Here is a 25,933-nt window from a genome sequence, read left to right as displayed (position 1 = left end):
GTATTGCCATAGGGCATAAGTAGAGTGCAATGTATTCAATTATAGACATAGAAGGTAACGGCGGAGAATTTAGGAAAGAATGCATCATCGATATCGCCATATACAAATACGATGGACATCGAATTGTAGATCAATTCAGTTCGCTCGTGAATTCACCTAAGGAGATCACTCCTTTTGTACAGCGCTTAACAGGCATCACATCAAAAATGGTGAAAACAGCCCCCAAATTCCATGAACTTGCACGTCGTGTTGTGGAAATCACGGAAGGTACGACCCTCGTGGGGCATAATATTGATTTCGATTATCGAATGCTACGTCAGGAATTTAAACGTCTAGGGTATGATTACAAGATCAATACATTAGATACAATTCCACTTGCCAAAAAGCTAATTCCAGAGGCTGAGAGTTATTCCTTAGGCAAACTAGTGAAGTCCTTAGGGATTCCTCTGACGGATGCGCACCGCGCAGCAGGAGATGCAAGGGCCACGCTTGATTTGTTTAAGCTTTTGATTTCTAAAGATACAGAGCTTCAAATTATTCAGCAGCAGTTCGAGGAGGCGAATGCAAAAACGTATGTGAACAAGATAAAGCAATTAACTCAAGATGTTCCGAGTGAAAAGGGACTTATTTATTTTCAGAACGAGTCGGGTGCTATTTTATTCTCGGACTATGTGGAAGATCTCAATAAGTTCGCCAAAATCGTGTTCAATTCAAAAGCGAAACGCTACCAGTCTCTGCAGCAGGAGACCACTCAGATTCATTATGAACTTACCGCAAGTGCACTTTTAGCCAAACTAATGATGCAAAGCAGAGGGATTAAGAAAAAGGAATCGCTTACCTACGGGCTCTATGAAAAGTCAGGATCGCTAGAAGTGGAAAGAATTGCAACAAGTTCTTCCGGAGTTCCCCTTTTGAAGTTCAAGTCCTTTACCCAAGGCCTTAAAGCCTTAAGTTACATTCGAAGCAATCCCGAGTTTAAGTCGAAAGAAGAACTTAAGAACGTCCTCGATTTAAAAGAGAAGGACGGGATATGGACTTCAGCCGGTCGCAATTCTCAAGAATACACATTCTATATCGTTGAGCAGGGCAAAATTAAATTTTATGGATTTTACGAGTTTCATACTGTACTTAAGTCTCATGAGAAGTTAGAAAAACGCAGGATTCCTGTCAAAGAATGTTCCGCAGATCTTCAAAACGAAATGAAATTGTCACTGCTCAAACGAGAAATTCGACTAGAGCCTCTTCCTAAGTGATAATATAGAGGCAATTTGTTGTATTTCTCGACCCTATCGCCTAATTTTGACGCCATTATTCGTCTTTTTGACTTAAGGCAGGCTCTAGCGAACCTGCCTTCTTAATCTTATTAGTTATGACAAACCAAGCGCTTTTGGCGATCGCAGAAGAATTCTCGACTCCACTTTATGTATACGATCTAGAGCAGATTAAAATCCAGTTCGAAAAACTTCGCACTTCTTTTTCAAGCAAGACTAAGTTCTTTTATGCTGCGAAGGCATTAAGCAATATAAATATTCTTAAATACATTGAGAGTTTAGGAGCGAATTTAGACTGTGTTTCTATTAATGAAGTGAAACTTGGAGTAAAGGCGGGTTTTTCCTCGGACCGCATTCTTTTTACGCCCAATTGCGTCGATCTGAAAGAAATTGAAGAGGCGATGGCTCTAAACGTCCATATTAATATTGATAACATATCTATCCTAGAGCAATTTGGGAACAAGTACGGCGGGAGTTACCCGATATTTGTCCGTATCAATCCGCATATTTTTGCGGGCGGTAATTATAAGATTTCCACGGGGCATATTGATTCCAAATTTGGGATTTCTATCCACCAAATACGTCATATAGAAAGAATTGTCGAATCCACGAAAGTTTTAGTTGAAGGGTTGCACATGCACACGGGAAGTGAAATCAAAGACCCTGCTGTGTTTTTGCAACAACTCGACATTATGTTTGAACTTGCCGATCGATTTCCGAATTTAAAGTACTTCGATATGGGGAGTGGTTTTAAAGTGCCTTACCAAGAATCCGACATGGAAACCGATGTCAAGGATCTAGGGAAAAGAGTAGAAGAAGCAATGGAGACTTACCACAAAACAAGAGGGAAATCCTTCGAACTTTGGTTTGAACCTGGAAAGTACTTAGTGAGTGGCTCCGGACATTTTCTCGTGAGCGCGAGTGTGATTAAGCAAACAACAGCCACGGTTTTTGTTGGTGTGAATTCCGGATTCAATCATCTCATTAGACCTATGTTTTACGATTCCTATCATGAAATAGAGAATTTATCGAACCCTTCAGGACCTGAAAGGATTTATACAGTGGTGGGGAATATTTGCGAAACGGATACATTTGCCTGGGACCGCAAAATCAATGAAGTACGAGAATCGGACATTGTTGTTTTTAGAAATGCAGGCGCTTACGGCTTTGAAATGAGTTCCAATTTTAATTCCAGACTGAAACCGGCTGAGGTGATGGTGCATGAAGGAAAGCCTGTTTTGATTCGCAAAAGAGAAGTGTTCGAAGATTTGCTCATCAATCAAATTGAAGTACTTTAAAAAAAATTAGCCCCGTGATGGCTTCAATTCAACGTACCACAACGAAAAAAGAGAGGATTGTTAGACCCTCTCTTTTCATTTAAAGGGGGTTTTGCTTGGGGTCTAAATCCACTCCGCTATACCTGCCATTTTGGCAGAAAATTAGTATCTTTGCCTGCAAACTTTTAGTTTTATTCAAGTCTTTCTTGGAAAGTGCGATGAGGCTAAGATCAAAATATAGAACCTGTGCAGGAAAAATACATAGACGAAACAAAACAAGGCGAAGCCTACGCCATAGCGGAGAAATCAGGCAATACCAAAAAGCTTTTTTTAGAGAGTTATGGTTGTCAGATGAACTTCTCCGACAGTGAAATTGTCGCCTCTATTCTAAGAGATGAAGGCTACAATACTACGCTCAACTCAGAAGAAGCCGATTTAATTTTATTAAATACCTGCTCTATCCGAGAAAAAGCAGAGCAAACTGTGAGAATGCGACTCTCCCAATTTAAGCGTCAGAAAAAATTGAACCCTAGTTTAACCGTAGGGGTGTTAGGTTGTATGGCGGAACGTCTTAAAACAAAATTTCTTGAAGAAGAGAATTTGGTGGATCTCGTGGTCGGTCCAGACGCATACCGAGATTTACCCAACCTACTGAGAGAAACGGAAGGAGGTAGCGATGCCATTAATGTAATTCTTTCGAAAGAAGAAACGTATGCAGATATCTCTCCTGTTCGATTGGGTGGAAACGGAGTTACCGCATTTGTAACCATTACCCGAGGGTGCGATAACATGTGCACCTTCTGTGTGGTTCCTTTCACGAGAGGGAGAGAACGCAGTAGAGATCCTCATTCCATTTTAAAAGAATGTGAAGATCTTTATGCAAACGGATACAAAGAAGTAACACTATTAGGTCAGAATGTGGATAGCTACTTGTGGTACGGAGGAGGTCCTAAGAAAGATTTTAAAAAAGCCACAGACATGCAAAAAGCTACTGCGGTTGATTTTGCTCACTTGTTAGAACTTGTCGCGCAGAAAGTACCTGGAATGAGAATTCGTTTTGCCACCTCAAATCCTCAAGATATGGATATCGAAGTGTTCAAAATGATCGCGAAATACGATAACATTTGCAAATACGTGCATCTTCCCGTTCAAAGCGGTAGTAATGCCATTCTAAAAGCTATGAATCGCCAACATACTCGTGAGGAGTATCTGGAGCTCATTCGCAAAGCAAAAGAGCTTGTTCCGGAAATTGCATTTTCGCAAGATATGATGACAGGTTTTTGTGGAGAAACGCAAGAAGATCACGAGCAAACTCTTTCATTAATGAGAGAGGTGGAATACGATCACGGGTATATGTTCGCCTATTCAGAACGGCCAGGTACTCCTGCCCACAAAAAACTTGAGGATGATATTCCGGCCGATGTGAAGCAGCAAAGACTTGCCGAAATCATAAAACTTCAAGGGGAGCTGTCTAGAAAAAGAATGGAAGGATACGTAGGACGTTTCCATGAGATTCTAATTGAAGGCACCTCGAAAAAAGACGAAAATCAGTGGCGCGGTCGCAACACGCAAAATGCGGTTTGTGTCTTTGATAAACAAGAGGGTCAAAAGGTAGGAGATTTAGTCATGGTTTATGTGTATGGAAATACACAAGGAACGTTGTTAGGAAAACAAGAGCAAGCGCAGCTTGCGAATTAAAAGCAGTAGCAATCTATGAGCGATTTACAAGCCATCAAAAATAGATACGGAATCATAGGGAATTACCCGACTCTAAACCGTGCTTTGGAAAAGGCGATTCAGGTCGCACCCACTGACATTACCGTGCTTGTCATAGGGGAAAGTGGAGTGGGGAAAGAATTTATTCCAAAGATTATTCATTCGGAAAGCCGAAGAAAACACCAGCCCTACATTGTCGTAAACTGTGGAGCGATCCCTGAAGGCACAATTGACTCTGAGCTTTTTGGGCATGAGAAGGGTGCATTTACGGGAGCGACGACCACCCGAAAGGGCTATTTTGAAGTCGCAGACGGAGGGACGATCTTTTTGGATGAGGTGGGAGAGCTTCCGCTTCAAACGCAGGTAAGACTTCTTCGCGTTCTAGAAAGTGGAGAATTTATGAAGGTGGGTTCGTCTCAAGTGCAACAAACCAATGTTCGAATTGTGGCAGCCACAAACGTCAATATGATGAAAGCAATCACGGACGGAAGATTTCGGGAAGATTTGTATTACCGACTTAACACCGTACAGATTGACATTCCGCCGCTTCGCGAGCGGAAGGGAGACGTCCATTTATTATTCCGGAAATTCGCAGTCGATTTTGCAGAGAAATACAGAATGCCCGAGATCGAGCTTACGGCCGATGCGATTTCGTTTTTGGAGAGCAATACCTTCCCAGGAAACGTAAGGCAACTTCGGAACTTAGTAGAGCAAATGACGGTGGTTGAGCAAAAAAGAGAGATCGATTCGGTTCGTCTTGCCGAATATTTGCCTCAGTCCAATCACTTGCCGGCGGTCGTTCAAAAGAGTGAACTGAGTACAAATTCAGGATCGGATTTTCATAACGAACGTGAGATTATGTACAAAATTCTTTTTGACATGCGAAGCGATTTAAATGATTTAAAAGCGCTTACGTCCGAACTGATTAAAAGCAAAGAAAACACAAATTTCAGCAACCAAGAGCAAGACCTCATCAATCGCATATATACGCCCGAAACGGGAAATTCAAATTCCCTTTTGTATTTCGAAAATAGAAATACGCCTTCGTCTTCTAACCTAATGGCAGGGCCTGTTGAGCCGGAATATGAAGATGTGGAAGATGTCGAAATTGAAGAATCGAAACCTGTATCTTTGTCCTTGCAAAACAATGAAAAAGATCTTATTGTCAAGGCGTTAGAAAAGCACAAAGGAAGACGAAACAAAGCGGCAGAAGAGCTTGGGATTTCCCAGAGAACGCTCTACCGCAAGATTAAACAATACAACTTAGAAGACTAATACAATGAATATAGGGCATCGCACCTCTTTCTTAAATTTGGGACTGCGCTTCGCGCGGCCGAAAGCAAATCGTTTCGCTCTGTTTGGAATCGTATTGACTATGATTTTGTATAGCTGCACTGTGTATAATTTTAAAGGAAATACTTTGCATGAGGATGTGAAGACGATTCAAATTAAGGATTTTATAAACAGCGCCGCACTTATGAATCCAACCCTAGCGCAGCAGTTCACCATCGATATCAACAATCGATTCCTTCAAAGAACCACTCTGAAAGGGACGACTCAAAATCCACACCTGTTAATTGAAGGGGAGATTATCGATTACTCCATTTCGCCGACCACAATTTCCACACCGATCGGTACGCAAGCAGGTGGACAAATTCAAGCGGCGCAGAATAAACTCACCATCACCGTTCGGATTCATTACGAGAATAGCATTGAACCTGAGAAAGGTTTTGACCGAACCTATTCCGATGAATCAGTGTTTAGCAGTGACCTCGACATTAATGCAATCGAAGCCTCTCAAGTGAAGGTGGTGAACGAACGGATCATTAATAAAATTTTCAACGATATTATAGCAGACTGGTAATGATAAACGCAAGGGTAATTGAACTTTTAAAAAGTCCACCACAGATTAAGGAGCAGGATTTAAAACTAGTATCAAAAGAGATAGCAAAATATCCTTATGTGCAAAGTTTAAGAGCGCTTTATCTTTTGGGGACGCATATGTACAAAGCGGAGCAATATCCCTCCGTGCTGCATACAACCGCGGCATATACCACAGATAAAAAGATTCTTTACCATTTTATAAATAAGCAAGCGGCTCCTTCCGAGACAAAAGAAGAAGTGCTAGAACAAGAGGCGGTTGTCGAAAATAAGGAGGTGGCTACTTCCACTTTTGAAACCGTTTTACCTAAGGAAAAACGTACATTGCCTGTGGTCCACGTCAACGGCGAGAGAAACCGAATTCTCTTTGAAGGAGAAGAGAATTTCCTTTCACAGCAGGCCCCTAAAATTGATTGGGAGCAAACCCAGGAATCGGGAAAACTTAGCCATGTAGTGGCAGTAGAGATTCCCGCCTCCGATTCCACAGAGATAGAAGTTGAGAAGAGTCAAAAAGAAGTGGAAGTTTCCGCTGTGGAGATTGAAAAGGAGTTGGAGAAAGAAAAGGAAGAAGGTCCTATTGAAGGGGAAAATAATGCAGCAGATCTGTCGTTTCAAGGCGTAGATTCTTTCCTGCCAGAGGTTTCCATAATCGCAAAAGAGAGTCCAAGTGCATTTGCGCCCAAACAATCTAGCGATCGTCATCAGGACGAAATGCAAAGATTAATTGCAGAAGTTGAAGCAAAAATCAAAGCGAAGAAAAAAGTGGCTAAAGAGCCTGAGCCCAAAGAGGAATCACCCAGTGAATCAAATGAAATCAATTTCTCTCAAGTCTCACAGTTTGAATTTTCAAACGAAAAAGAATCGGATAAAGAACAAGCAAAAGATTCATTTTCTACGCAAGAGTCTGAAGTCAAAGCTTTGGATACGCCTGTGGTTTCCCATTCTCAAGGGTGGAAGCCTATGTCTTTGCCTACAAGGGTAGGTCCGTTAAAGTCGGCAGAGAAACCAAGGGAAGCAGAAGAGGAGACTGCGAATCAAAAGCACGACGTTATCGTTGAAAAACCAATAGTAGAAATCGAGGCCGTGGCGGAGCCAAAAATGGATGTTTCTACACTCAAGGAAGAGCCTTCGCAGGAATCTTTGCAAAATAGCAATGTTCCAGAGTTTATAAATACGTGGCAAAGCTGGCTTAAAATTGACCGCTCTCAAGGACCGGCTGAAAAATCTACTTTGCTCTCAATTGACCAAGTACGAAACAAAGCCATTGATACTTTTATTGAGAATCAACCTAAAATTTCAAAACTAAAAGAGGAATCCAGCTTCGTGATCAAAGAAAAGCCAGACGATATTTCTCACTTAATGACAGAAACCTTGGTTGGGCTATACGTAGAGCAGCGACTCTACAGTAAGGCAATTAGAGGGTATGAGGTATTGCAAGAAAAGCACCCAGAAAAGCATCGCGAATATGGGGAAAAGATTGAAGAGATAAAATCAAGAACAGGGAAATAAGATGAAAATGGATGTGAGTGTTGTAATTGGATTAATTATCCTAGGCCTCATTGCAGGCTATTTGAGCGGACTAGTAGGTATCGGTGGAGGAATCGTGATGGTGCCTGTTCTCGTAATTCTTTTTGGATTTACGCAGCACAAAGCGCAGGGGACTACCCTCGCTCTATTAATGATTCCTGTTGGTTTTTTCGGAGTCATGAATTATTACAAAGCTGGGAATGTGGATGTTAAAACGGCGTTGCTGCTGTGCGCGGGCTTTGTTTTAGGTAGCTTTTTCGGAAGTAAGATGGCGGTATCCTTATCGCAAGATACCCTGCGGAAGTTATTCGCAGTGCTTATGTTCGTGGTAGCCGTCAAAATGTTTTTCCAAAAATAATTCTCGTTCAATATCCATTTTGGCCTTAATCCAAATGCTTGGTATCAACGGATTCCACTTCTACCGTCGTAAGGGGCTTGCCCGATGTTTTCCTTTTTAATTTTGACCATATTTTTTTTCCGACCACTAAAACCACAACCACTAGAGCAATGGCTAAGAGGGCTGCAATTATGGGCGCAGCAAGCGCTAAAAAGGTCATTACCCCTGCTCCAGCAGTCTCTGTCGTGGCGACAACGGAATTTCCCAGTCCTGCAGTCGTGGCTGTAGATGCGGCCCGAGTTCCTGCAAAGCCGGAACTTATGGTAGCCGCAGTGCCTCCACCCGCAATTAATGCAAGTGCCCATAAGGGGAAGGTGCCTAAATCTGCAAATTGACTTGCAAAAAGAACCGAACCTGCAAGCGTGGCAAGGGGAATTGAGAGGGTGTCGAGCAAATGATCCACAAACGGAATGTAATAGGCGAAAATTTCGACTGCCATGGCAATGCCTGTCGCAATGAGTGTTGGCAGTCCAGAAAGCCATTCAAAGGAGTCATTGACAGGGATCCACCCTAGATAAGAACCTAAGCTCACCAAAAATAAGGGCAAAAAGACCCGAAATCCAGTGGCTGCGGCCAATCCAATACCTATGAAGCTGCCGATTAGATAGGGCGCGTACGGAATATTCTCTAACATCACTTGAAATTTAGTGGGTTATAGAAGTGAAATTACAAAAATAATCTGAATCAAAAATTGATTTTATTTGGCAGCGCAAAGTTTTTCAAGTTCAGCCTTGACTTCTTTATAATGAGTAGGTAAACTTGTAGAGGTCCAAAAAATCATGACGAAGCAATTGGCACCGAACCGCAAATGGAATTCTTCTTTGTGATGACGATACGCTTCTCGAAGTAGCCTTTTGATTCGGTTGCGATGGACCGCCTTTTTGAAATAGCGTTTGGAAACGGATACACCAATTTTAGGTTCTAGACTCAAAGGGTCATTCACAAAAGCCACTCGAAGATTCCCAGAAGATTTCCACTTGCCTTTTTCAAAGACCAGCGCCAAATCTTTCTTTTGCTTTAATTTTAAATTCGAACCGTACGAAAAACTTTTCATGAGCAGGTCTTAAGATTTGTTGACTACGTAATTTATCACTTCGGCTGCAGCACGAAGTCCGAATGCTGCCGGAATGAAGCTTATGGTTCCATAAAAGGATCGCTTAAAATGGGTTCCGTCTGTCAATTTAAGACTTTCTTCGTCTTGAAGCTCAGAAGAGAAAACACATTTAAATCCCTTGTCAAGATTTGCTTCTTTTTTAATTCGCTTTCGAATCTGCTTTGCGAGGTAACAATTGTAGGTTTTGCTGATGTCCTTGACTTGGATTTGACTAGCATCCATTTTGCCGCCAGCGCCCATACACGAGATGATTTTAATCTTGCGCCTGCGAGCTTGCTTTATCAATTCGACCTTCGGAGAAACACTATCAATGCAATCTAGTACATAATCAAAGGGAGTCGAATCTAAGACTCGAGCCATATCTTCGGGATTTAAAAATTGGGGGATCACCTCTAATTGAATCGAAGGATTGATGTCGATCATACGATCGGCTACAAGTTTCGCTTTGCTTTCGCCAATGCTGGAGTGAAGTGCAGGAAGTTGTCGATTAATATTGGTTATATCCACCGTATCGCCGTCCACTAGAGTTAGGTGGCCTACACCTGCGCGGGCTAGAAATTCCGCAGCAAACGAACCGACTCCACCCAGTCCTACAACCAGCAATTTTGCATTTCTAAGTTTTAGAATCCCTTCCTCTTTAATTAGTAATTCGGTGCGTTCTAGCCACGATTTATCCATGCGCTCTAATTGATTTTAAATTATCCTCTATCTCTTTTTTCAACTCTTCTACCTCTACATTCCGTAAAGAGGACGCTCTTTGGTATATTTCCTCTATGTCGGAAAGACTATTATCGGATTCCAAAAAGAAACGATCTCGGGGGATTTTAGAAAAGAGAGTTTGCAAAGATACATTGTGCAGCAGTGCATTTCCAAATGAAAGATAAAACCCTTTATCTAACAGTTCTTTAGCAAGAGTTTCCTTTTTATTAAAACCATGGATGATCCACGGTGTGGTTGCTCTTTTATGAAAATGCAACAGCATCGAAAATCGACGTACACAGTGGATGATCATAGGTTTTTTTAGAGTGTTACTGAGTTGAATTTGAGCTTCAAATGCCTTGTGCTGAAGGTCTTCGGGCGTCGAGCATAAGCCGTCTAAACCGGCTTCCCCAATTGCCCAGCAGTTGGGGTCAACCCCCATTTTCTCTATCCATTGAAATTCCTCGGTATAATCCGATTGTAAAGTTTTGGGATGCATTCCCACGGAAAATGGTCTTTGGACCGGCTTTTGAAAAGCGATCAAGTTTAGAATACCAACTTCTTGTTCTTTGTGGTGGTGGAAATCAAAAAATTCCATGGTTGCAACTAAATATTAATATGGAAATAGTGACACTTTTTATTACTTCCTTGACTTGCGGTTCTTACACTTGCAAATTTAAATATAATAGATTTAGAAGTTTTCTTTTTTAAGGGACAAGTTGCATGAAAATTTCCTATTTGGTTTTCAATGCGAGGATTATGTGGGTATTCATGCCCTATTCTTTTGGTAGAACTTAAAAAAATGTTAATTTTACTTAAAGCATTCTTATGAAGAAAAAGTTCACGGCAAAACAGATCAACATTTTAGAAGTGGCGGAAGAACTCATAGCGAAAAAAGGGTTCGATGGTACTTCCGTTCGGGACATATCTTCCAAAGCGAAAATTAACGTAGCGATGATTTCCTACTATTTTGGATCGAAGGAGAAAATGCTCGCCTATTTGTATCAGTACCGTGTGCTTCGTACTCGAGAAAATTTTGCAGAATTTGCACAGACCATTAAGGATGGAAAGCCTGAGATGCAAATGAAAGAGATCATCAGGTTCATTATAAGCCAGATGTTTAAGTATAATTATTTCCATGCTTTTGTAAAACAAGAGATTAGGCATACAGAGCTCGTCAAGGACGAGCTAATTGAATTCTACAATACGGCCACACAAAAAATCGATTTCGTGATTCAAAAAGGCATTGCTTCAGGTGTTTTCCATTTTGCTCCGAAGCCAGAAGACATTCTAACGCATATTATAGGCTCCGCCGTTTTTGCAATCCGAAATCGCTCATTTTTTCAATCCTATCTCAGTGGAAAAAGTGAAGATTTTCTGTCGAATGCAGAAGAAAAAGTGAAAATGAGTAATTATCAAATGATATTTTCTCTTTTAGGTTACCAGGGCGAATCCCAACGATAGTTAAAGTCTCTTAAAATGAAATCTTTTGGCAAAAAAATCCTATTTTTGCAGATTGTAAAAGGTGTCGTCAAAACACGATTTTAATTAATTTATGAAAAAAACATTCACCCTCCTACTATTGGTGTTTTTAATGACTGCTTGCAACAAGCAGTACGATGTTGCACTAAAAAGTGCTGACAAAGCTCTGATTTTAAAAACAGCGAACGATTATTTCGCCAATAAAAAGTGGACGCAAGCAATTGCATTGTACGAAAGGTTACCCAATCTAGTGGCCGGTACAGACGATGCCAAAACCGTGATTTTTAATACGGCCTACGCAAATTACTACGACAAGCAGTACAGAATTGCAGCCCATCACTTCAAAAATTACTCGGTTACCTTCCCTGAAGATGAAAAAGCAGAAGAAGCAGCCTATATGTCTGCACTCTGTTATTACAATGGTTCCTTAGACTATAATCTAGACCAAGCGAATACGGACTCAGCGATAAATGAACTGCAGAATTTTTTAAATCGTTATCCAGATTCTGAAAGAAGTAAGAACATCAATGAACTGATTGATGAGTTGACTTATAAATTAGAATATAAGGCTTATGAAAATGCAAGGCATTATTTCAAAATAGCGGAATACAAAGCGGCGGACGTTTCGTTCGAAAATGTTCTTGCCGATTTCCCTAGTACCAAACTTCGCAGTACTATCTATGAGTACATTCTTCGTTCGAAATATGAACTTGCTATGAATTCAGTGTATGATAAAAAGGAAGAGCGTTTAGAAAATGCCCTAGCCTATACGAGGTTCGTAGAGAAGGAACTACCTGATTCTTCACAGCTGAAAGTGGCTTTAAATCTACGTGAAAAGCTTCAAGAAGAAAGTGTACGATTCCAAAAAACGAAAGTTTTGGTTGAAACAGAACAGGCAAGATTGCTGGAGAAACAACGCGAGATGGAACTTGAGATAGAGCGACGTGACGCAGAAAAAGAAAAGAAAGAGGACTTGAAGGACGATGCGAAAGTTTTGCGCGGAAAAGATGCGAAAGAAAAGCAAACTCTTGAAAATCCGACACCGGAGCCGGATGCGACTTTTAAAATCCAAAGTAATTAACTATCTTTGCAGACTTCAACTAAATTAATTCACTGAAAATGAGTGTAAAAGATACCAACGCAGAATTAACAACTGTAACCTACGATAGAGACAAAATCGAAAAAGGAACCCATTCCATTTACGAAGCGATTGTCATTATGGGAAAAAGAGCGGAGCAGGTCAATGCTGAAATCCGTTCTGAATTGCACGGTAAACTCGATGAGTTTGCGGTTCATAATACGACTCTAGAAGAAGTATTTGAAAACAGAGAGCAAATTGAAATCTCAAAACATTACGAAAAATTACCAAAGCCTACTTCCATTGCGATTGCGGAATGGTTAGACGATGAAATTTATTCGAGAAAAACGGACTAAGGTCTTACTCGTACGGCAGTAAAAATTAATTAGAGTCACATCCTATAAATGGGTGTGACTCTAATTGTTTTAAGTTGATGCTCTTTTGAGAAGTTCTATTGCTGCAAAATCACTAACTTCGTTTTTCTAACTGGACTTATATGCCTTTAGCAGATAAAAAAATACTTTTGATCATTTCGGGCGGAATTGCCGCCTACAAAATGAATGAACTTGTACGTAGCTTCGTGAAAAATGGGTGCGAGGTAAAGGTCGTTTTGACCCCTGCTGCCAAAAACTTCGTTTCTGAACTTACCTTATCGACCTTGTCGAAGAATGAGGTGCTTAGTGAGTTTTATACTGCGCAAGGAGTTTGGAATAATCACGTGGAACTCGCCCTTTGGGCTGACCTGCTCTTAGTTGCACCCTGCACCGCAAATACACTTTCGAAAATGGTTCATGGTGCTTGTGACAACCTGGCTTTGGCCATCTATATGTCTGCCAAGTGTCCCGTTTTTATCGCACCTGCAATGGATTTGGATATGTATGTGCATCCTTCAACCGCTCAAAATTTAGACTTAGCACAGGACTATGGACATATCGTCATTCCGGCGAAGTTTGGGGAACTTGCAAGTGGGTTGGTGGGACAAGGTCGTCTAGAGGAGCCTGAGGAAATCCTAGTGCAAATTGAAACGTATCTATCCTCCTTCCAATCGAAGAAGGAGCTTTTCGGAAAAAAGATACTTATTACAGCAGGACCCACCTATGAGGCGATTGATCCCGTTCGCTTTATTGGCAACCACTCCAGTGGAAAAATGGGCTTCTCCCTTGCAAAGGAGGCTGCGCGGCGAGGCGCAGAGGTTTTTTTAATTTCAGGACCTAGTGCACTTGTGCTGGAGCATCCCCATATAAAAGTAGTTCGAGTTACGTCTGCTCGTGAAATGCGAGATGCTGTGTTCCAAGTTTATGATTCTGTTGACATAGCCATAGCTAGTGCCGCTGTTGCAGACTATGCTCCCAAGGAAGTAGCCTTAGAGAAAATTAAAAAGTCCGAAGATTCGATGAGTATTGAACTGGTTAAGAATCCGGACATTCTTTTCGAAATGGGGCAAAAAAAGAAATCACAGTTTCTGGTAGGGTTTGCCCTTGAAACTCAAAATGAGAGGCAAAACGCAAAAGGGAAACTTGAACGTAAGAATCTGGATATGATCGTTTTAAATTCTTTGCGAGATGAAGGTGCAGGGTTTAAAAGCGATACGAACAAGATTCGCATTCTAACGAAGGACCTCGAACGAGAGTTCGATCTCAAGTCCAAAGAGCACGTGTCGAAAGATATATTGGACTTTATCCAAAGCCAGCTTTCGTCCTAGTTTTCTAGATTCATATTTTTAAAAATTAGTAACTATTCTAGAAGCGGAGTAGAATTTCGCTTTTAGGGGATTAATTTGAAAGGAGCTGGCGGTAAAGTCTTACAATATTCTTATTTTTGTCCTATGCTAAAGAGAATTTCAATTCAAAATTTCGCGCTGATTGATTCCCTAGAACTCACCTTGGGAAATGGATTGCAAGTGATCACTGGAGAAACAGGGGCTGGGAAGTCCATTTTGCTCGGTGCTTTGCGTCTTATTTTGGGTGAGCGTGCGGATCTTAAATCTTCGATGAATGCTGATAAGAAAAGCATTGTAGAAGCAGAATTCGAAATTTCCTCTCAGCTAAAACCCTTTTTTGAAGCCAACGATTTGGATTTTGATTCACATACGATCGTTAGAAGGGAACTTCTTAGTGCAAGCAAATCACGAGCTTTCGTAAACGATCGCCCTGTGACGCTCGATGTTTTGAAAATGCTTTCAAGTCAACTCATTGATATTCATTCTCAGTTTGAGACCGCTTCTTTATTCACACAAGAATTTCAATTTAATCTCATTGATGGTCTTGCCGGAAACAGTGGGACGCTAGAAAGTTACCAAAGCAAATACGAGGGAGCGAAAACGCTTGAGAAAGAGCTTAAAAGACTAGAGAGTCAATATAAGGAGCTTACTCAAAGTGCGGATTATCGCACTTATTTGCTCACAGAATTGGAAGATTTACCACTAGATGAACTGGATTGGGCTGAGGTGCAAACCAAATTGCAAACCCAACAAAATGTGGGAATCATCGTTGAGAACTTACAATCGTTCTTTTCAAGGTTTGATGCCGAAGAGTTAGGGGTCCTTGATTCCATGCTCGATGCGAGAGCGAAGCTCTCCAAAGTAGCGGACCTATCTCATGAGTTTACAGCTCTTAGAGAGCGTCTCGAAAGTAATTTCGTAGAATTGAAAGATATTCTTTTTGAACTTCAAAATAAGGCAGAAGATCTAGAGTCAAGCCCTGAACTTCTCGCTGCTTTGCAAATACAGGTGGATAAGATTAACGCACTTTTTGTGAAACACGGGGTGGATTCCTTAGAGGGATTGCGAGAGGTGCGGGATAAATTGTCCGGAGAGCAAACGGGATTTCATGAACTCGAATCTTTTATTGAAACCACCAAAACAGAGCTTTCAAAGTCTCAGCAGGAGTTATCGACTCTTGCAAAAAAGCTCAGTGTTCAACGATTGAAATATACGGATGCATTTTCGAAGCAAATCTCCCAGACCTTAAGCAAGCTTGGGCTTGAAAAAGCGAGGATGGAATTCAATATTTCGGAAGCAGAATCTTTTGGCTCCTTTGGGAAGGATCACATTCAACTTCTTTTTCAAGCAAATTCGGGATTTGATTTAAAGCCTATCCATCTGGCCATCTCTGGGGGAGAACGCTCACGAGTCATGCTGGCCATAAAGAAAATTATGGCCCAATCGAGAGAGCTTCCTACCTTAATCCTCGACGAAATTGATACAGGTGTTTCTGGGAAAGTAGCGGAAGACATGGGGATCTTAATGAAAGAGATGTCAAGTGATTTGCAACTTATTCTCATCACCCATTTAGCACAAGTAGCCGCCAAGGGTCAAGACCACTATAAAGTTGTCAAAAGCGAGATTGAGGGCAAAACGACCTCTACGATCTTAAAATTAGATGACTCTCAAAAATTATCCGAAGTTGCCCAGCTCCTATCGGGTTCTAAAATTACCGATGCGGCCCTTGCGCAGGCGAAAGAACTTATGAAGTGAGATGTAACAAAAGGGGCGATTTTTCTACTTATGAAATAAATGCTCGTCTTTTATGTATATACGACTCCTTCGATTAGAAATTCTTAATTTTTTAAGAAATCCGCAGTTCGCAACGAATCTGGCTATGAAGATTCTAATGGGCTTTGGGATGGTATATTTTGGTCTGGTTTATTTGAGTACGCCTTTTATTCTGTATTATTATGCTACTCAAGAAATGCAGGTGGATCCACTGGTTTTATTTTGCCAGTTTTTCTTCTTTTACTGGGTGCTCGATCTAGCGATACGCTACTTTATGCAGCAGATGCCCACACAGAACATGAAGCCCTTTCTCACTCAAAATTTAAGCAAAACGTTTTTGGTTCGTTATACGATCTTTAAAACCTTTACTCATTTTTTCAATTGGGGGTACTTACTTTTTTTACTTCCCTTCGCAGGACTACTCATTTTTGAAGGAGGGTATTCGGTTATAGGAACCCTCGGCTTTACCCTCGGCATTCTTTTCATGTTCTACTTAAGTAATTTTTTGAATATATTACTCAATGGTAAAACGAGTATCTTAATAATCACAGTAGTCATTGCAGCCATTTTAGGGGCATTAGAGTACTTTCAAGTCTTTTCTGTACTCGCGATTTCTCAAACGGTTTTTCATAGTTTGTATTTGCAACCCTGGCTTTGTGTGATTCCGGTAATGCTTGCACTAGGCGCGGCCTATTTGGCCTATCAAACCATTAAAAAGACGTTTTATTTAGACCAAGGTTTAGAGCTCAAAGTGTCCGAAGGAAAAACGGAAAACATTCAGTTCCTCAATCGTTTTGGCGTCACAGGAACCTTTATTAATAACGATGTAAAGCTTTTGAAAAGGAGCAAAGCTGCGCGTTCCGCAGCGTTAATGGGAGTGGCCTTTTTGTTTTATGGCCTTTTGTTTTTTAACTCGGCCTACGAAACGGATTTCATGAAACTCTTTGCGGCCATTTTTGTGACCGGAGGCTTTATGTTTATGTTTGGACAGCGGGTTCCTTCTTGGGATAGTTCCTACTATCCTTTAATGATGACGCTAAATGTTCCTTACAAGCAGTATTTAAAAGGCAAGTGGGCGCTCTTAGTGACGGGAACTCTTGTTTCTTTAGTGCTCTCCTTCTTCTATTTGTTTTTCGGATTTGATTTGTGGCTCATTATTTTTGGAGCGGGACTCTATAATTTAGGAGTCAATTGTCACGTGACGCTACTTGCTGGAGCGTACAATAAAAAACCACTCGATCTTAATTCAAGCGGCAAGTCGTTTGGAGGGGGAAATACTTTCAATTTGAAGACCTTCCTTTTGATCGTGCCTCAGATGATTTTACCGATGGCGGTTTACGCGCTAATGAATCACTTTTTCAACCAATATTTGGCCGTCGCGGCTTTAGCAGGACTCGGTCTCATTGGGTTTTTACTTCGAGACTGGATTTTTGATATGATTGTAAAGGTTTATAAAAAAGAAAAATACACCACACTAGAAGCCTTTAAAAAAGTAGGGTAATTCCAAAAACTATTTGGCTAATAAAAAGAAAAAATACTATGATTTCAATACAGAATATTTCGAAAGTTTACGGAGATAGAAAAGTCCTTAATATTGAGAGTCTTGAAATTCCGAAAGGAGAGAGTTTTGGACTCGTGGGGAATAACGGTGCAGGAAAAACCACTCTATTCAGTCTTTTGCTTGATTTAATTGAACCCACCACTGGATCTATTTCAGTGGACGGATCGAAGGTCAACGAGACGGAGAGTTGGAAAACGAAAGTTTCTGCCTTTATCGACGATACGTTTCTAATTGGGTATTTGACACCTGAGGAATATTTTTACTTTTTAGGAGAATTGAGAGGGCAGTCGAAGGCTCAAGTCGATGAGTTTCTTGTTCAGTTTACAGATTTCTTTAATGGTGAAATTCTAAATGCAAAGAAATACGTCAGGGATCTCTCGAAAGGGAACCAAAAGAAGGTCGGAGTCATTGGTGCATTGATCGGAAATCCTGAGGTAATAGTGCTTGACGAACCTTTTGCGAATTTGGATCCTTCCACCCAGATTAAACTTAAAAATTTAATTCGGAATTGGTCTACGAAATCGAATGTGACTTTTCTTATTTCAAGTCACGATTTGGCCCATACGACCGAAGTAAGCAATCGGATAGTCTTACTCAATAAAGGAGAACTAGTGCGGGACATCAGAACCAGCCCGGAGACTTTAAAAGAGCTTGAAAGCTTTTTTACGGTCGGCGAAATGGAGACGCAGGCCCAAAGCCTATAACCTAATACTAAAAAATCCCTCTTCTGAGGGATTTTTTAATGGATCTTAAGCAAGTGTGGCTTCTTACACCATATCTTGTGGGCGAACCCACTTATCAAAATCTTCTGCACTTACTAAGCCTAAATTGATCGCTTCTTGTTTTAGTGTAGTTCCATTTTTATGGGCTGTTTTGGCGATTTTCGCTGCATTTTCATATCCGATGTGCGTGTTTAGAGCCGTCACGAGCATAAGGGAATTGTGTAAAAGTTGATCAATTCTTTCCTTGTTTGCCTCAATGCCTACGGCGCAATGTTCGTTAAACGAAAGGCACGCATCCGCCAGAAGTCTTGCGGATTGCAAGAAATTATAAGCCATAACCGGTTTAAATACGTTCAGCTCATAATTTCCTTGAGTTCCTGAAAATGAGATAGTCGTGTCATTGCCTAATACTTGAGCGCAAACCATCGTGAGTGCTTCGTTTTGTGTCGGGTTGACCTTCCCAGGCATAATGGAAGATCCGGGTTCATTCTCCGGAATGAAAAGCTCGCCGATCCCAGAACGGGGGCCAGAGGCAAGCATCCGAATGTCTTGGCCGATTTTGAAAAGAGACACTGCAAGTTGTTTTAGAGCTCCATGGCTTTCTACGATCGCATCGTGGGCGGCAAGGGCTTCAAATTTGTTAGGTGCACTAACAAAGGGCTGTCCCGTGAACTCTGCAATATACTGCGCTACTTTTTCGCTGTATCCTTTGGGTGTGTTGAGTCCGGTTCCCACTGCGGTTCCTCCTAAGGCAATTTCTTTAAGGTGCGCAAGGGTGTGCTTGATGGCTTTGATCGCATAGCCGAGTTGTGCGGCGTACCCTGAAAACTCCTGCCCCAAAGTAAGGGGCGTAGCATCCATTAGGTGGGTTCGGCCAATTTTGACAATTGAATTAAATTCTTTGGCTTTTGATTCGAGTGTGGTTTTAAGTTTTTCCACGGCGGGCAGGGTCGATTCCACTACTATTTTATAGGCTGCAATGTGCATCGCGGTGGGAAAGGTGTCGTTTGAACTTTGTGACTTGTTTACATCGTCGTTTGGGTGTACTATAGAGGTTTCTCCAAGTGTCCCTCCATTGAGAACGTGTGCTCGATTGGAAATGACTTCGTTCACATTCATGTTGCTCTGTGTCCCAGATCCTGTCTGCCAAATGACTAGTGGAAATTCATCCCACAATTTTTGCTCCAGGATTTCCTCACAAACGTTGCTGATTAGGTCTCTTTTTTCAGCCGATAAGACTCCCAAATCTGCATTGGTAAAGGCTGCTGCTTTTTTCAATATGGCAAAGGCCTCGATAATTTCTTTGGGCATGGAAGCGCTAGGCCCAATTTTAAAATTGGTTCTTGAGCGCTCCGTTTGAGCGCCCCAATACCGGTCTGCAGGCACTTGAACCGTGCCCATCGTATCATGTTCCGTACGGTAGTTCATTGTATATTGTATTAATTAAAGTATGATTTGATGATTTTAAAGTTACGAATTTTCTGTGGATTAGGCTCAAAAGGGAAAGTTCTTTGATCGAAAAATACATCTCCTAGTAAAGCTTACGAAGGCGGATTCTAATTTTCTAGACTCTATTAATTTGCTTATTTTTACGGCTCAAAATTAAAACCAATGGATTTTCAATACCAAGAACCGTATCCGATTCTAAAAGACGATACTCCTTACAAAAAACTAACCTCTAACTATGTTTCCACTCAAAAAGTGGGGGATCGCGAGATTTTGGTCGTGGACCCAAAGGGGCTCGAAATTTTGGCGGAAAACGCACTTGCCGATGTTTCCTTTATGCTTCGTAGTTCTCACCTGCAAAAGTTGAGGAATATTATTGAAGACCCAGAAGCAACGGATAACGATCGGTTTGTTGCCTACAACTTACTTCAGAATGCGGCTGTGGCCATAGAAGGAGCACTTCCTTCATGCCAAGATACCGGAACCGCGATTTGCATGGCTAAAAAAGGAGAGGATGTGTACACGGGCAGTGTGGATGCCGAGTGGATTTCCAAAGGAATTTTCAACACGTACCAAAGTCGTAACCTTCGTTATTCCCAAATTGTGCCTATTAACATGTTTGACGAGAAGAATTCAGGATCGAATCTCCCCGCTCAAATTGATATTTATGCAACCCAAGGTGCGAAGTATGAATTTTTGTTTCTGGCAAAAGGAGGAGGGTCTGCAAACAAAACTTTTTTATACCAAAAGACAAAATCACTTCTGAACGAAAAATCATTAGAGGAGTTCGTTTCCAAAGCGATTATGGATTTAGGGACAGCAGCGTGTCCCCCTTATCATTTGGCTTTTGTGATTGGAGGAACTTCCGCAGAAGCAAATTTGGCAGCCGTGAAAAAAGCAAGTGCTGGGTATTTTGATCATTTGCCTACAGAGGGAAATGATGGAGGTCAGGCGTTTCGAGATATTGAATGGGAAAAGAAGATTCAAGAGATTTGTCAAAAATCCGCAATTGGTGCTCAGTTTGGAGGGAAATACTTAACCCATGACGTCAGAGTAATTCGACTTCCTAGACATGCAGCCTCTTGTCCAGTGGGAATGGGGGTTTCCTGCTCTGCAGACCGAAACATCAAAGCGAAAATAACGGAGGATGGACTTTTTTTAGAACAACTAGAGGCGGATCCAAAACGCTTCCTTCCGCAAACCGCTCCCCATCTTGAAAAAGCCGTGGAGATTGATTTGAATCAGCCAATGGAAGAGATCCGAGCTGAATTGTCAAAGTATCCAGTCAAGACCCGCCTTAAATTAAGTGGAACACTTATTGTGGCCCGTGACATCGCACATGCAAAAATTAAAGAAATGCTCGATCGCGGAGAAGCGATGCCGGAGTATTTTAAGAACCATCCGGTTTACTACGCAGGTCCGGCAAAAACTCCAGAAGGACTTCCTTCCGGTAGTTTTGGACCCACAACGGCAGGTAGAATGGATGTTTACGTAGATGAATTCCAGTCTCATGGAGGAAGTATGGTGATGCTTGCAAAAGGAAATCGCAGTGACAGTGTTACAAATGCTTGCGGTAAGTACGGAGGATTTTATTTGGGGTCAATTGGAGGACCCGCGGCCATTCTAGCCAAAGAAAACATAAAATCGGTAGAAGTTATTGATTTTCCTGAACTCGGTATGGAAGCGGTACGGAAAATCGAAGTTAAAGATTTCCCAGCCTTTATCATTACGGATGACAAAGGGAACGATTTTTTTCAGTCTTTAACCCGCTGAGAAGTTTAGAATCAGAATAAACAATTAAAAAGAGGGGTTAGAATTTTAGTAATAGAATTAAAAATACTATTTTTGCTCAAAATCTAAAGAAATGTTAACAGTATTAGAATTGTGGCCATTTTACCAATTTATTTGGTTCGTGTTTTTTATAATCATGATGCTAATTGGATTCTGGTGTATCCTAATGTTCTTCGGACTGGTGATTCCGTTGTGGTTAACGGAAGGGCTAATGGAGTACTTTGGTAAAACGAAACCTTTTGATCCAGAAGAAATAAGACGTAAAACTTTGCCAGAACAAGGAGCAGAAGTTATCTATAGCAATCCAAAAGGGCGAGGTCCCTTTTTGCACGAAGGTCATCACTAGTGGATGATGGTGTAATTTGCTCTATAGCTGAGTGAATTGCATTTTCAAAGCAAAACTATATATATAAACCGATCCAATGGGTCGGTTTTTTTTGGGTCTAAACTTCAATGTTAAGTTTCGTTAACATATGATGAGTACCCTTGAGTATAATCGTAAATTTGCACCAAACTATTTTCATGGATTATTTCATTTTTGTGGTAGGAGCTCTACTGGTACTTGCCGTTATTGATTTAGTAGTGGGCGTAAGTAACGATGCGGTGAATTTTTTAAATTCCGCCATCGGGTCTAAAGTAGCCTCTTTTCGGACCATTATCTTAATTGCAATTGCGGGTGTAGTTATTGGCTCCGTTTTTTCAAGTGGAATTATGGAAATTGCTCGAAAGGGAATTTTCTATCCGCAGTACTTTACTTTTGACGTCCTTCTAATCGTATTTTTAGCCGTGATGCTCACGGATATTATTCTATTAGATGTCTTTAACAGTCTTGGTTTGCCGACCTCTACCACCGTCTCTATTATTTTCGAACTCTTAGGTGCCTCGCTTATGGCTGGGTTTTTACTTTCAATGTCGAAGAATGAGACCATAAGTGAGATATGGAAATACATTAATTTTGAAAGTACAAATAACATCATCTCCGGTATATTTCTCTCGGTTTTGATTGCGTTTACAGCCGGGGCTCTGATTCAGTACCTGGTTAGAATTTTGTTCACCTTTAATTTTGACAAAAAATTAGCCACCTACGGAGTGTTATTTTCCTCAATTGGAATCACTTCGATCGTCTATTTCCTCCTTATTAAAGGATTAAAAGGAACTACTCTATTAAACCAGGAGACCACCCTTTTAATTCAAGCGAATACCAGTGCTATTTTGGTGAGTATGTTTGTGTTAGCTTTGGTTGTACTTTACCTCTTGCAGCGATTCTATAAAGTGAACCCGCTAAAAGTTGTGGTCCTTTTAGGAACCTTCGCTCTTGCGATGGCTTTTGCTGGAAACGACTTAGTCAACTTTATTGGAGTTCCGATTTCAGGACTTTTAGCGTTTCAAGATTGGGCTAGTTCGGGAGTTCCTGCAAATGAGTATTTCATGGATTATTTGGCAGGCAACGATGTGATTGTACCTAATTATATGTTGTTAATAGCAGGGGTCATCATGGGTCTTACTATTTGGTTCAGTGCAAAGGCAAAGAACGTGACGGAAACGGAAGTAAGTCTCGGTCGACAAGACGAAGGAGACGAGCGATTTAAAGCGAATTTAATCTCACGTAGCATTGTGAACTCATCGCTGACGTTTGGGAAGATCTTTGGCGTTATTATTCCCCAGTCGATTACTAGACGCTATCGAAACACGATACAAGAAAAGAAATTAATTGAAGCAGCTGAATCGCAAGATGCTCCTTCGTTCGACTTAGTTCGGGCGGCTGTGAATTTGGTAATTGCCTCTAGTATCATTGCTTGGGCTACTTCGGAGAAACTCCCTTTGTCCACTACCTATGTTACCTTTATGGTCGCAATGGGAAGCTCCCTTGCAGACAATGCATGGGGAAGAGACAGCGCAGTATATAGAGTAGCAGGTGTACTTTCCGTGATTGGAGGTTGGTTTATTACGGCCTTAATTGCTTTTAGCGTTTCTGCTGTGTTTGCCTTAATTATGTACAAAGGGGGTAGAGAGGGAACCTATGCGCTTATGGGGGTTGTTTTTGCCTTTATTGTGGTATCCAATATTCGTTTCAGTAGGAAAGTGAAGGAGAAGAAGAGAAACGAGGATCGACTTAAGGTTTTAGGAGATAGTGACTTAAATACAGTTCAGAAGTACCAATCTATTGTAAGTTCGACAGTTTCTGAAATTGCAATCAACTACAACCTTATCTTAGATGGGCTTATCGAAGGGAATATCGCGAAATTAGAAAGTGCGAACAAATCCCTAGTCGATTTAGAGAAGCACGGACATCAAGTAAGAGTCAAAAGTATAAAATACATTAAGTCGTTAAGTATTAATGACAAGCAAACGGCGCAAGCCATTGTTCTAAGCAGTGATTTCATTCAAGACCTTGCTCAATCTACTAGGTCCTTAAGCAATGAGGCCCTCTATTTTGTGAAGAATCTGCATGTGGTTAGTGATTTAGAGTTTTTGAAAGACTTAAAGAAACTGGATTCAAGAATGGGTGAATTCTTCAATATCATTTTAGTTTCTCTAGAGCAAACGGCCGATGAGAATATTCATGACATCCGAGCGGAGAGAGATAAGGTGAGAGCTTATATCAATGAAAAATTGGATTATCAGATCGCCAACATTAACAGAACCAAGCCTTCCACAAAAGAAGGAGTGCTTCAAACGAACGTGTTTTTACAGAGTAGGGACATACAGGCGGTATTAATGCGTATTTCGAAAATGTTTATCAATCTCTATGAGAAGAGAATTGTTGAACCTAGCGAACCGGAAATTAAATCTTAGAATAAATTCCTATCAATCCACTCATTCGAGTGGATTGATAGTTTTAGAAAGAGTTTCTTAAAGCTCCCTCTATGGTTTTGCAAGTTTTCTTTATCTTTGCAGGCACAAAAAGTTATCCATGTCAAAATCCCTAATTCCTAAGCTTGAAGCAATCAAGCAACGCTACAATGAGGTCGCCGACCTTATCATCCAACCCGATGTGATCATGGATCAAAAACGCTATTCTCAGCTAAATAAGGAGTATAGCGATCTTGGTAAGATCGTGAAGGTATACGATGAATATAAATCCGCGCTTGATACCATCAAGGAATCAGATGAAATCATTGCGGACGGCAGCGACAAGGAATTTGTGGATTTGGCCAAAATGGAGAAATTAGAAGCCCAAGATAAGTTGCCAGAATTCGAAGAGGCATTAAAGGTCCTTCTGATTCCTAAAGATCCTACGGACGATAAAAATGTCATTGTGGAACTTCGTGCAGGAACGGGAGGAGACGAAGCCGCTATTTTTGTCGAAGATATTTATAGAATGTACGCAATGTACTTCAAAACCAAAGGGTGGAAGCATGAAATTACCGACTCTAACGAAGCTGCGAAAGGGTACAAGGAACTCATCATGAAAGTGGAGGGAGATGGTATTTACGGTATTATGAAATTTGAATCCGGTGTTCACCGGGTACAGCGTGTCCCTGAGACGGAATCTCAAGGGAGAGTGCATACCTCAGCAATTACCGTGGCCGTTTTGCCAGAAGCAGAAGAAGTAGACGTAGAGATTAATCCTGCCGATATCGAGATGCAAACTTCACGTTCCGGAGGGGCAGGAGGGCAAAATGTGAATAAGGTGGAAACCAAGGTGCAGTTAACCCATAAACCCTCGGGTCTTGTGGTCGTTTGCCAACAAGCTCGTTCTCAGTTAGCCAACCGGGAACTCGCAATGGAAATGCTAAGAGCAAAACTTTACGATATTGAACTTCAAAAGGTACAAGGCGATGTTGCTGCTCAGCGTAAATCCATGGTTTCGACCGGAGATAGATCTGCAAAGATTAAAACCTATAATTATCCTCAAGGTAGAGTCACCGACCACCGAGTTAACAAATCCATTTACAACCTGGACGCTTATATGAATGGGGATATTCAAGAAATGATTGATGCGGTCATCATGGCGGAAAATGCCGAGAAGATGAAAGGAGCTGAGGACGAGTATTAGAAGTTTGGTTTGTTATTTGTTACCTAATTAAAAAACACATAAACGATGAAAAAATTGGTTCTACTAGGTCTAATGGGAAGTCTATTCACTTTAGGCGCCTGCGTAAAAGAAAAAACAACGGTGATTCAACAAGACGGGGATACCACCACAATTGAACACGTCGGAATCGATAAGCTCAAAGTAGATTCAAGTGCAGAAAACTTGAAAGTGAAATCCCAAGAGGCAGCTGAGAAAGCTAAACTGAAATTGAACGAAGTAGGAGATGCCCTTAAAGAAGGATCTAAAGATCTCAGAAGAGAAGCGAAGAAAGTAACCGCAGATGCAGCCTCTGCAGTGGAAAAAGGAGCAAAGGACGTCAAAGAGTCGGTTTCCGACAAGTGATAAATTTAGAAATTAGAAAAAAGCATGTCTTATCCAAGGCATGTTTTTTTGTTCATACACTCTTGAAATCTCCCTTTCCTAGACCTTTTGGAGCCAC

24 protein-coding genes are annotated in these 25,933 nt (G+C 41.2%); 19 read left to right on the top strand and 5 right to left on the bottom strand.

Annotated elements, in window-relative coordinates; translation table 11 throughout:
• Window positions 1-29: 29 nt before the first annotated feature.
• The 7 genes from ACX3PZ_RS02305 (at window position 30) to ACX3PZ_RS02275 (ending at window position 8,030) form a co-directional block, all read left to right on the top strand.
• Complete coding sequence (locus ACX3PZ_RS02305) at window positions 30-1,253, top strand: 3'-5' exonuclease (protein ID WP_459111907.1); 1,224 nt, start codon at window positions 30-32, stop codon at window positions 1,251-1,253.
• 116 nt (window positions 1,254-1,369) lie between these two features.
• Window positions 1,370-2,569 carry a diaminopimelate decarboxylase gene (lysA, locus tag ACX3PZ_RS02300; protein WP_459111906.1) on the top strand — a complete coding sequence of 400 codons (1,200 nt, stop codon included), beginning with the start codon at window positions 1,370-1,372 and terminating at the stop codon, window positions 2,567-2,569.
• Window positions 2,570-2,794: 225 nt separating this feature from the next.
• Complete coding sequence (miaB, locus tag ACX3PZ_RS02295; RefSeq protein ID WP_459111905.1) at window positions 2,795-4,246, top strand: tRNA (N6-isopentenyl adenosine(37)-C2)-methylthiotransferase MiaB; 1,452 nt, start codon at window positions 2,795-2,797, stop codon at window positions 4,244-4,246.
• A 15-nt stretch (window positions 4,247-4,261) separates the two neighbouring features.
• On the top strand, window positions 4,262-5,539 hold the full coding sequence (locus ACX3PZ_RS02290; RefSeq protein WP_459111904.1) for a sigma-54 interaction domain-containing protein: 1,278 nt from the start codon (window positions 4,262-4,264) through the stop codon (window positions 5,537-5,539).
• 100 nt (window positions 5,540-5,639) lie between these two features.
• Entirely contained in the window at window positions 5,640-6,128 is a 489-nt protein-coding gene (gene lptE, locus ACX3PZ_RS02285) for an LPS assembly lipoprotein LptE (RefSeq protein WP_459083482.1), read from the top strand.
• Complete coding sequence (locus tag ACX3PZ_RS02280) at window positions 6,128-7,654, top strand: hypothetical protein (RefSeq protein WP_459111903.1); 1,527 nt, start codon at window positions 6,128-6,130, stop codon at window positions 7,652-7,654. Before lptE ends, ACX3PZ_RS02280 begins: the two co-directional genes overlap by 1 nt.
• Window positions 7,655-7,661: 7 nt before the next feature.
• A complete protein-coding gene (locus ACX3PZ_RS02275; RefSeq protein WP_459082683.1) occupies window positions 7,662-8,030 on the top strand; it encodes a TSUP family transporter in 369 nt (122 codons plus the stop codon).
• A gap of 25 nt (window positions 8,031-8,055) precedes the next feature.
• On the opposite strand, the gene ACX3PZ_RS02270 is transcribed toward ACX3PZ_RS02275, so the two are convergent.
• The 4 genes from ACX3PZ_RS02270 to ACX3PZ_RS02255 all read right to left on the bottom strand — a co-directional run bounded on the left by ACX3PZ_RS02270 (window position 8,056) and on the right by ACX3PZ_RS02255 (window position 10,480).
• Window positions 8,056-8,703 carry a DUF4126 domain-containing protein gene (locus ACX3PZ_RS02270; RefSeq protein WP_459082681.1) on the bottom strand — a complete coding sequence of 216 codons (648 nt, stop codon included), beginning with the start codon at window positions 8,701-8,703 and terminating at the stop codon, window positions 8,056-8,058.
• Between the two features lie 63 nt (window positions 8,704-8,766).
• Window positions 8,767-9,123, bottom strand: a complete 357-nt coding sequence (rnpA, locus tag ACX3PZ_RS02265; protein WP_459111902.1) for a ribonuclease P protein component — start codon at window positions 9,121-9,123, stop codon at window positions 8,767-8,769.
• Window positions 9,124-9,132: 9 nt separating this feature from the next.
• Entirely contained in the window at window positions 9,133-9,861 is a 729-nt protein-coding gene (locus tag ACX3PZ_RS02260; protein WP_459111901.1) for a tRNA threonylcarbamoyladenosine dehydratase, read from the bottom strand.
• Entirely contained in the window at window positions 9,854-10,480 is a 627-nt protein-coding gene (locus tag ACX3PZ_RS02255; RefSeq protein WP_459082675.1) for a TatD family hydrolase, read from the bottom strand. Before ACX3PZ_RS02255 ends, ACX3PZ_RS02260 begins: the two co-directional genes overlap by 8 nt.
• 230 nt (window positions 10,481-10,710) lie before the next feature.
• On the opposite strand from ACX3PZ_RS02255, the gene ACX3PZ_RS02250 reads away from it, so the two are divergent.
• The 7 genes from ACX3PZ_RS02250 (at window position 10,711) to ACX3PZ_RS02220 (ending at window position 18,200) form a co-directional block, all read left to right on the top strand.
• Window positions 10,711-11,346: a TetR/AcrR family transcriptional regulator gene (locus ACX3PZ_RS02250; protein WP_459082673.1), complete on the top strand. Its 636-nt coding sequence runs from the start codon at window positions 10,711-10,713 to the stop codon at window positions 11,344-11,346.
• Between the two features lie 91 nt (window positions 11,347-11,437).
• Complete coding sequence (locus ACX3PZ_RS02245) at window positions 11,438-12,445, top strand: outer membrane protein assembly factor BamD (RefSeq protein WP_459111900.1); 1,008 nt, start codon at window positions 11,438-11,440, stop codon at window positions 12,443-12,445.
• 38 nt (window positions 12,446-12,483) lie between these two features.
• Complete coding sequence (locus ACX3PZ_RS02240; protein WP_459082669.1) at window positions 12,484-12,798, top strand: DNA-directed RNA polymerase subunit omega; 315 nt, start codon at window positions 12,484-12,486, stop codon at window positions 12,796-12,798.
• A gap of 140 nt (window positions 12,799-12,938) precedes the next feature.
• On the top strand, window positions 12,939-14,144 hold the full coding sequence (coaBC, locus tag ACX3PZ_RS02235) for a bifunctional phosphopantothenoylcysteine decarboxylase/phosphopantothenate--cysteine ligase CoaBC (RefSeq protein WP_459082667.1): 1,206 nt from the start codon (window positions 12,939-12,941) through the stop codon (window positions 14,142-14,144).
• A gap of 123 nt (window positions 14,145-14,267) precedes the next feature.
• Window positions 14,268-15,917 carry a DNA repair protein RecN gene (locus ACX3PZ_RS02230; RefSeq protein WP_459111899.1) on the top strand — a complete coding sequence of 550 codons (1,650 nt, stop codon included), beginning with the start codon at window positions 14,268-14,270 and terminating at the stop codon, window positions 15,915-15,917.
• A 52-nt stretch (window positions 15,918-15,969) separates the two neighbouring features.
• Window positions 15,970-17,436 carry a DUF5687 family protein gene (locus tag ACX3PZ_RS02225; protein ID WP_459111898.1) on the top strand — a complete coding sequence of 489 codons (1,467 nt, stop codon included), beginning with the start codon at window positions 15,970-15,972 and terminating at the stop codon, window positions 17,434-17,436.
• A gap of 38 nt (window positions 17,437-17,474) precedes the next feature.
• A complete protein-coding gene (locus ACX3PZ_RS02220; protein WP_459111897.1) occupies window positions 17,475-18,200 on the top strand; it encodes an ABC transporter ATP-binding protein in 726 nt (241 codons plus the stop codon).
• Window positions 18,201-18,263: 63 nt separating this feature from the next.
• On the opposite strand, the gene fumC is transcribed toward ACX3PZ_RS02220, so the two are convergent.
• Window positions 18,264-19,646 (bottom strand): class II fumarate hydratase, encoded by a 1,383-nt coding sequence (fumC, locus tag ACX3PZ_RS02215; RefSeq protein WP_459111896.1) that lies wholly within the window; start codon window positions 19,644-19,646, stop codon window positions 18,264-18,266.
• A gap of 183 nt (window positions 19,647-19,829) precedes the next feature.
• On the opposite strand from fumC, the gene ACX3PZ_RS02210 reads away from it, so the two are divergent.
• The 5 genes from ACX3PZ_RS02210 (at window position 19,830) to ACX3PZ_RS02190 (ending at window position 25,836) form a co-directional block, all read left to right on the top strand.
• The gene (locus ACX3PZ_RS02210) at window positions 19,830-21,437 is read left to right on the top strand and encodes a fumarate hydratase (RefSeq protein WP_459111895.1); all 1,608 of its coding nucleotides are present in this window, start codon (window positions 19,830-19,832) and stop codon (window positions 21,435-21,437) included.
• Window positions 21,438-21,528: 91 nt separating this feature from the next.
• Window positions 21,529-21,801, top strand: coding sequence for a hypothetical protein (locus ACX3PZ_RS02205; RefSeq protein ID WP_459082657.1), 273 nt, complete (start codon window positions 21,529-21,531; stop codon window positions 21,799-21,801).
• Between the two features lie 176 nt (window positions 21,802-21,977).
• Entirely contained in the window at window positions 21,978-24,251 is a 2,274-nt protein-coding gene (locus ACX3PZ_RS02200; protein ID WP_459111894.1) for an inorganic phosphate transporter, read from the top strand.
• Between the two features lie 118 nt (window positions 24,252-24,369).
• Complete coding sequence (gene prfA, locus ACX3PZ_RS02195) at window positions 24,370-25,455, top strand: peptide chain release factor 1 (RefSeq protein ID WP_459082653.1); 1,086 nt, start codon at window positions 24,370-24,372, stop codon at window positions 25,453-25,455.
• Window positions 25,456-25,500: 45 nt separating this feature from the next.
• Complete coding sequence (locus ACX3PZ_RS02190) at window positions 25,501-25,836, top strand: hypothetical protein (RefSeq protein WP_459082651.1); 336 nt, start codon at window positions 25,501-25,503, stop codon at window positions 25,834-25,836.
• The last annotated feature ends 97 nt before the right edge of the window (window positions 25,837-25,933 follow it).

The sequence above is a fragment of the Chryseobacterium sp. A321 genome (genome assembly GCF_054489265.1).
This window is presented reverse-complemented; position numbering and strand designations above follow the sequence as displayed.